Raw genomic sequence first — 8348 nt, 5'->3', positions numbered from 1 at the left:
TCGTCAGTTCTAAGTGATTTTTTCCTTCAATATCTTTTTCAATTGTTGGGTTCACTGGCGGAGGTGTCACCGTTGGTTTTTCTGAATGGATACTCTCCCCTTCATCCCCAAACACTAAGTCGGCTTGGTTCGGGATCCCATTTTCTTTACTGTATGCCGCTAAAGCTTCCTCCGTTGCTTCTTCACTGATCGTGGTTTTGATGGTCATTGTGTACGTATGACCTGATAAGTAACTGTAGCTTCCGTCTTTTTTGGCTAGGGTAAACTGCACCTTATTCTTTTCCGTTGTAAGACGGCCATTCCCACTTACGTCTTTTCCAGTTTCATCTACTACTTTTACGTCTTTGATCGTAAGTAAGTCATTGACTTGATCGACAAGCGCCGCTTGGGTCCATTGGCTTGTTTCATTACCAAATTGTGCGTTGATATGCCATTCGAATTCGTCTGTACGATTTGTCAGTTCTAAATGCTCTTTTCCTTCTATATCTTTTTCAATTGTTGGGTTCACTGGCGGAGGTGTCACCGTTGGTTTTTCTGAATGGATACTCTCTCCTTCATCCCCAAACACTAAGTCGGCTTGGTTCGGGATCCCATTTTCTTTACTGTATGCCGCTAAAGCTTCCTCCGTTGCTTCTTCACTGATCGTGGTTTTGATGGTCATTGTGTACGTATGACCTGATAAGTAACTGTAGCTTCCGTCTTTTTTGGCTAGGGTAAACTGCACCTTATTCTTTTCCGTTGTAAGACGGCCATTCCCACTTACGTCTTTTCCAGTTTCATCTACTACTTTTACGTCTTTGATCGTAAGTAAGTCATTGACTTGATCGACAAGCGCCGCTTGGGTCCATTGGCTTGTTTCATTACCAAATTGTGCGTTGATATGCCATTCGAATTCGTCTGTACGATTTGTCAGTTCTAAGTGATTTTTTCCTTCAATATCTTTTTCAATTGTTGGGTTCACTGGTTTTATATCACAATCATGAGCATGCTCGTTTGCTTCTATTAAAGCTTCTGGAAATTCAACTTTACTTTCGCCTTGAACTAAATTCCCAGAACTAACGATAGTTTCTGTATCAATTGGTGCATTCTCTTTCAACTGATACTTAATTTTAACGCTTCCGGTATACGTGCCTGGTGTAACTACTTTTATTGTCTGACCATTAACTTTCGTATCTAATTGCTTTCCATCTTGATCTGTAGCAGAAACTGATTGTATATCAAATTTATCATTAATTAACAATGAAGAAGTTGCATCTGGCATTTGATGAATTTTTTGCTCCAAAAGTTCTTTCACTTGATTTTTGAAATCATCAATTGTATTCCCTACAATAAAATCTTCTGGTGAACTTGCCCCTTTTTCAAGTTCTTCCTTAACATAAGGACCAATTTCTTTATATCGATCATAGTAAGAATTGCTCGCACTAAGATGATTGACACTTTCCCAAAAAGCATTGATCATTGTGTATCCTTGTGACTTTATCTGTTGATTCAAATCCAACACTTCAGCTGCAGCAGATTTATAGTCACTGCTATATTCAACACTTGTGCCGCCAAACATGCCCGCTGGATACTCAAGTAAAGCATTATTCAATTTATGAATTTTCCCATCTAATTGAACATTTGCAACACCATCCGTAATTAATAAGAAATAGGTTTTACGTTTCGATAAATCTCCATGTGCCTTATTATAGGAGTTTAACGCTTCTTGCAGTCCAAGTGCTGTCGGTGTCGTACCTTTAGGACGTATAGAGTTGTATCCATCCATAAATACTTCTTTATCATCTGTCAAAGGAGTAACAGTTTTAATATTTATTGGTGAATCACCTGGTGAATTATCAATTACCTTTCCATTTGCTAATTGATAAAATTGTCCCCCTTGATAAGAAGTCAGCATTACTCTATCTTGACTCGGCATTTCTGGTAACAATTCTTTAATAGCTTCTTTCAATTTCGGAAAATTTTCTTCAAAACTCCCGCTCGCATCTTGAATTACAACTAAATCGACAGGTTCTTTTTCTGCTAATGGTAACGTGTAATAGGCTTCTCCTTCTAGTAATCTTCTACAATCTGCTAAGCTTTGATCCGTAACTGTCACAGTATTTTTCAAATCAGTATCATTAACTTTTGAATTTTCATTTCTAGCTAATGAAACAACTGGTGCTAGATTTCCCATTATCATTTCAAAAATCATAAATATCGTTACGAAACTTTTATTTTTTTTTTTCATCACTAAATTCTCCTTTCATACTTGCAAGATATCAACAGTATATATTAAGTTAGAACAACAAGTGTTTCTTTTTTTAATATGACACATTTCAAAAAATGATTATAAAAAAATGATTAAAAATATTTTTTGTTAATTTATCCAATTAAAATACCTGTAAAAAAACATTTTATCCTCATAATTTTCCAATAACTCTATTAACTTCACTTAACTAACAATCAATTCTTTATTACATAACAAATTCATACATACAAAAGAAAATAAATATATTTACTCCGTTACGTTTTAAGGTCATATTTTTACTTTTAATAATGAAACGTTATAAAATCATCGACAGAATAACATCTAATTTTATTAAAAAAAATAGACAATACTCTTTAAATGTAAAAAAATAAAACATATTGAAAAATCAAACCATTTTTTCAATATGTTTTATTTTGTCTTTTTAATATAATAGCAAACTATTTTAGCTCAAAAAAATTTCGACATTATTTCAATTAAAGTTAACATTTGTCCCTTTATTGTTTAGTTCTATATGTAATTTTCAATTATCTGATTGCTAAAAAATTTGAGATCACTATTTATGACAATCGATGTAGTCATAAATAGTGATCTCAAATTATAATCATTAAAAATAGTATTCTAATTATTCATCATGTTCTAAAATTGATCGATCATTCAATGGTTGAACTTCTCGATTATTATGAGAATACAATTTTTTGAATTCTTCGATTTGAGCTGAAGATACTTCCACAGGTTCTTTCATCACATACCATTCCACATTTTCATTTAGTGGCGGTGTAGTCAATGAACCTAGATAATGATAATAGCTTCTATTAGATGGAATCATATCATTTAAGTCAGTTATTGGATCGTTTTTATCATTGTTTACGTCATCTAAAACTTCTTGGAAGCCTTTATTTTCAATACCTTCCTTGAAAAATACTCCAATCACTGCAATGCGTCCATCTTGGGCAGTATTGACAAAATGTGCTTCGATCGGATAATGTTTACCGTCAACAGTATGTTCACTCTCCGCATGAAAATGAAACTGACTTAAGGTAAAGTTTCGTCCATTAATCACGGATGTACCACCATCTGTGATTTGGATACTATGACCATTATTCTCAGCTTTCGTAATATCTTTTCCGTAATCAATTGTGATTGTTCCAGTATCTGGTGTCATCACTTCTGCTTTTTTAGTAACAATATCAATTGGTGACTGCATCTTCCCAGCAGAGAATTCCCACTCTTCTTGATCATCATAATCGATATGTTCAGATTTTTTTGCATGTGTTGTCGATTCTGTTTTAGCTTCTTTCTTATCAGATGCGTCACTAGCACTTTTGTTTGATGTACAGCCAACAGCTAAAACGGCTGTAAAACTTAAAAGTAATAGAGAGAGTGTTTTTCTTTTCATTTTTTCATCCTTCTTTCTTCAAAATACAATCCATTATATCTCTTTTTTCATAAAAAATAAACATTTTTTTCATTCAATAGACTTCAATAGTTCATTATTCTAATTCTCTTTTCAACGATTTTATAAGCTGTTAACTTTTACTTTGCTCATTTCACTTTTTTATCTCAATACGTTACCCACCGTTTTTTTATCACTTCATTGGATACCAATCTGATAAAAAGGTAACAATCGTAGTTTTACAATCCCAATCACATCTCGTTGATCAACTAAACCATAATAACGACTATCTGTGGCGTAGTTACGGTTATCCCCAAGCACAAGGTATTTGCCCTTTGGAATAATGCCATCTGTTGTTCCTAAAATAGCAATGGAGTCAAAATCTTCGGTAATCATTTCATCATCTATTTTAGCTTGCGCTAACTTTTTCTGTAAAAAACGTTCTACAACAAGTCGTCCATCGACGTAAAGTTCATCCTTGGAATAGAGTATTCGTTCCCCTGGCAACCCAATGACTCGCCGTATTGAGGTTTCATTTCCATCAGGTTGCTTGAAATAAATTAATGAAAAACGTTTTGGGGTACCAAGTCGATCCACATATACACGATCGCCATCATTCAACGCTTCCCGCATCCCATACCCTTCATTTTTGGGCAATACAAAAACAACTCTGGAAAGTAAAAATAAGCATAACAATACAATCAAAAAAGTTATGCCTACTTCTTTACTGAGTTCTTGAAGAAGTCTTTGTTTCTTATTTTTCTTTCTTCTTTTTTTATTCTTAGTAATTACTTTCTTTTTCGTCATTTAGCTTCACAGCCATTTCTTAACATGTTATTTCTTTTGACTTAACGCTGATTCATTCACATTAAAATACGTGAAAACCTTTTTTTGAATCGTTTTGACTTTTTTTATATCTGCTAAATAATTGTCGTAGGTTGTTTTTTCCTGTAGACTTTCGATCGATTGATTGTTCAAGTTAAGACCTAATTCTTTCATTTGCGTATAATATCGATTTAATAGTTGCTGTCCGTCTACCGTTAATCTTGGATCAGCGTAACGAACCCCAAAACCAGACAATTTAGCTGCTAGCTCACGCAAATTTTTTCTTGTTTTTTCAACATTTGTGGTTCCTTCAATTGTTCCTAACTGCTCAGATGTTTTGTTTAATAAATAATACCCTTCTACGATAGCGTCAGAGTCACGATTTCCTAGATTGGTGGCTTGATGATAGCGGGAAAATACGGCTCCGCCTGCTAATATCAAACCTAAAATCAAAAAGATCATTCCTGATTGCATCTGTTTTTTACCTTTTTGCTTCAATAAATGGATTTTCTTTTTTAAAACTCTGCGTTTCTTTTTATTTTTTATTCGACGTTGTTTTAATGCTAGTCTCTTTTTCTTCGTTAAAAAATAAGAAATTAGGAAAACAACTGCAAAAATAATACAGAGGATTGCCGTTGAAAGTATCCCAATGAATAGCCAATCTAATATCGACATGTTTCTATCCTCCAAAAATAATTAATTATTTACTCTATTTCAATACCCTTACATTTTCACTTTTAATCCCCATTTTATGCCACTACCTTTTTTTCTTGCTTGATTTCTTTTTCTTTTTTGTTTTCTTTTGATTCTTTTTTCTCAAGAAACGAACCGCAAAGAATATAATCAATATAATCCCTAACGCACTAGCGACCACTATAATGATCAACGACCAGTCTACTCGACTTTCCTGTAATAAACTAACATCTTCTTGGTTAAACTTATCTGCTTCTTCATTTGTGATCTCGAAGTTCTGTTCCCAAGTCCATTTACCATCATTTTCTGTTGTGATTACAACATGAGCCACATACTCACCTGCAACCATCTTTTCACCATTCATTGGAACTGGAAAATTAATTTGTGAATTAGGCGCCATTCTCATTTTATTTTGTTTTGTATCATAAAGAACTTCACTCGACCCTTTTTTCATGACTTGAACATCAACGGTCATATCATCGATGTAGGCAGGTTGTGTATTTGAATAATTGATGAACACTGCGTTTCGGTAATTTTGCTGATCAGCGAAAACTTTATTAAGTTTTAGCTCAGACTTCATCGCAGTATCTGTTTCGGTCAAAATCATTCCAACCATGTAGCCATATTCATTTTTGATCATCGCTTTTTGACTTTCCGTCTGCCCTTTTTGAATCATGTAGATACCACCAGAAATGACGCCATCATATTGGGAACCTGGCATTTTTATGTTTAATTTATATTCTACACTTTGTTTTGCAGGGATCTTAACTGTTTTTTCACCTTTTACTAAATCAGCAAAATCATACTTAAGTGAGGCATCTTTTTCTAATTTGGATGGACCGTATTCGATTACACCATTTGTATTCGTCTTTGCACTGTTAATCGCTACATCTACTGTGATTTCTTCAGCTGAACTATTGTTCATTTTAATGGTGACCGTTTGTTCTTGGCTTGGTGTCATTCGGAGATCAAAATAGCCGACATCTTTATTGTGTTGATTTTCAGGCTGAATGACTTTATATGTGAACCCACTTCCATCTTCTTGCGCTGCTTGTCCTGTTGTGGGTAAAATACCGATTATCAAACCTATGTATAAAATAACTGCTAAGCACATTAAACTCGTTTTTTTCATCATGATTGCCCTTTCTTAAAAAGAGGAACAAGTACGCCTAATATAGGCGGACTTGTTTAATCTCTTTCATCAATACTTTTTATCTTTTACTTGAATTATCGTGCGTCAGCAATTGTCCAAGTGATTGTTGAAGTATAGCTGCTGCTTGTTGATAATTTATTCCCTTCGGCTGGTACCCATAATTTAACTGAATCATCTGCCGTATTATCTGCCGTATCTCCGAATTGCAAGGTAAATTGACCAAAACCTTTGTCATCTGCATCTTGTGTCACAAATGTTGCAGGTGTTGTACCATCCGTTTCAACCGTTTGTACTGCTTTAACGCCAGTTTCATTCACTTGATTCTGATCGGCTCCATTAACCAATTTCACATTGCTAAAGTTCAATTGCGCTGCTTTTAGCTCTTGATTTTCTGAATTTGTGAACGCAGTTGCTTTAGCAGTTACTGTGTGTTTATTTGCTTTGTTATCTGCACGTGTATCTTTAAACTGAACGAAATTTGGACTAGCAACTTTAGTACCGTCTTTGTATTCAATTTGAGCAGCTTTTGCTGAATATTCCCAACCACTTCCAGATGCTGGCGTAACTTTATTATCTGTACCAAAATCTAAATCCGTTACTGCAATCACTTTTAATGGTCCTGTTGCTGGATTGACTGGCGGAGTGACAATTGGATTTTCTGGATCAACTGGTTTTGTTGGATCAGTTGGATCTGTCGGTTGGTCTACCCCAGTATCTTCTACAAAGTTGATTGAACCTTTTCCGCTCCATGATGCTGGTTCGTCTGCTGCTTGTACTGCATTTGGCACTGCTACTGCTGCTCCTAATACTGCTAATAGCGTAGCTGCGCATAATTTGTGTGTTAATTTCATTTGTGTTTCCTCCTAGAGTTTTTATAATTTATGGTAGCTCGGATAAAATCCAAGTTAACACCGTTTGGTAGTTGCCCGGCTCTTTTTCTGTTTTACCGGGTACGAATAAAGAAATTGCTTGATTCTCATAAATTGGTTGATTATTAAACGCTGGATCTACGATTGGATTATTCTTTTCGTCCAATTTAGGCCTTAATGTATCTGCCTGTTGATTGGTATTCGTAACAGATGCTCCAAAGGCAATTGCCCAGGTTCCCTCACCTTTTTTCGGCTTGGCTTCAGCTAAGTTATAGACTTCACCAATATTCGAAAGACGAATCACTTCTTTTGAAACCGTAGGTGCGGTTGTTTGGTCATTTATGGAGTTTGCCCATGATTTGTCAAAGGACAGCACTGCGCCTTTTAACTCCTTGCTTTTCGCCGATTGATTCTGGAACTGCGTTTCTTGCTTTAACTGTAAAGTCCAGCCTTGGCTGTCGTTTCTAAAATCGGATACTTGAATAAAGTTTCCTCTCGCTCCGGTATCATCATTGAAAAGTTGGGCATTTCCGTAATAGGTTTGATCCTGTTCAGACATCGTTGCATCCGAAAAGGTAATTTTAGGGACAAAATCAATCCTCAATAGGTTATCAGTATGAGGGCTGCCCCCTGGATCAGCAGGTTTTTCTGGATGTTCAGGGTCCATCACTTGTAATGGTTGCTTCCCACTAAATCGGATTGTTCCTTCACCAGAGTAATTCGACTCTTCTGCTTGACTCGTCACTGGAGTCATTAACAGAAGGGGAAACAGTAAGCAGCAGATGAGTAATTTTCTTCCCATCTTATTCACACTCCCTTTTTACGCGTTTTCGCTTCTTCCAAAAGAAGACGATCAACGCAATTAGGATAAGTGCGCCTCCTGTGAAGAGCATGCTAACTTTTATTAAATCCCCAGTATTTGGCAATCGTCCTGTCGGCTTCTTGCCAGTGTTTGGAAGTTTATTACTTGAAGAATCATTGTGTGTTGATTCATTCGTTTGAGCTGTTGAGGAATCTGATTCCTTAAAGACGATTCCTGCATTTGTCTGTACTTGTCCACCCTCCTCAGCTGTGGCCTCATTGATCGTACCGAAAGACACGGCAAGAAAAATTAAAGGAGTTAGAACAAAACAAATCATTCGCTGTTTTTTCATCGTGGTCTCCTCT

Annotated in this window: 8 protein-coding genes; all 8 read right to left on the bottom strand. The window is 35.6% G+C overall.

Features of this window, described 5'->3' with window-relative positions; genetic code table 11:
* Positions 1–2227, bottom strand: a 2227-nt coding sequence (locus tag BCR24_RS11520; protein WP_141707055.1) for an isopeptide-forming domain-containing fimbrial protein, incomplete at its 3' end; no start/stop codon positions are given.
* A gap of 643 nt (positions 2228–2870) precedes the next feature.
* A complete protein-coding gene (locus BCR24_RS11515; RefSeq protein ID WP_069640665.1) occupies positions 2871–3644 on the bottom strand; it encodes a carbonic anhydrase in 774 nt (257 codons plus the stop codon).
* Positions 3645–3839: 195 nt separating this feature from the next.
* Positions 3840–4448 carry a signal peptidase I gene (lepB, locus tag BCR24_RS11510; RefSeq protein ID WP_069640664.1) on the bottom strand — a complete coding sequence of 203 codons (609 nt, stop codon included), beginning with the start codon at positions 4446–4448 and terminating at the stop codon, positions 3840–3842.
* Between the two features lie 27 nt (positions 4449–4475).
* The gene (locus BCR24_RS11505; RefSeq protein WP_069640663.1) at positions 4476–5141 is read right to left on the bottom strand and encodes a hypothetical protein; all 666 of its coding nucleotides are present in this window, start codon (positions 5139–5141) and stop codon (positions 4476–4478) included.
* 82 nt (positions 5142–5223) lie between these two features.
* Complete coding sequence (locus BCR24_RS11500; protein WP_239574261.1) at positions 5224–6294, bottom strand: WxLIP family cell surface protein; 1071 nt, start codon at positions 6292–6294, stop codon at positions 5224–5226.
* 92 nt (positions 6295–6386) lie between these two features.
* Positions 6387–7163, bottom strand: a complete 777-nt coding sequence (locus BCR24_RS11495; protein ID WP_069640662.1) for a WxL domain-containing protein — start codon at positions 7161–7163, stop codon at positions 6387–6389.
* Between the two features lie 28 nt (positions 7164–7191).
* Complete coding sequence (locus BCR24_RS11490) at positions 7192–7983, bottom strand: WxL domain-containing protein (RefSeq protein ID WP_069640661.1); 792 nt, start codon at positions 7981–7983, stop codon at positions 7192–7194.
* A 1-nt stretch (position 7984) separates the two neighbouring features.
* A complete protein-coding gene (locus BCR24_RS11485; RefSeq protein ID WP_069640660.1) occupies positions 7985–8335 on the bottom strand; it encodes an LPXTG cell wall anchor domain-containing protein in 351 nt (116 codons plus the stop codon).
* Positions 8336–8348 lie beyond the last annotated feature (13 nt).

The sequence above is a fragment of the Enterococcus ureilyticus genome (genome assembly GCF_001730315.1).
In the GTDB taxonomy this organism is placed as follows: Bacteria; Bacillota; Bacilli; order Lactobacillales; family Enterococcaceae; genus Enterococcus_L; species Enterococcus_L ureilyticus.
Note: the sequence above shows the minus strand (reverse complement) of the source record. Positions and strands in the feature narration are given on the sequence as shown.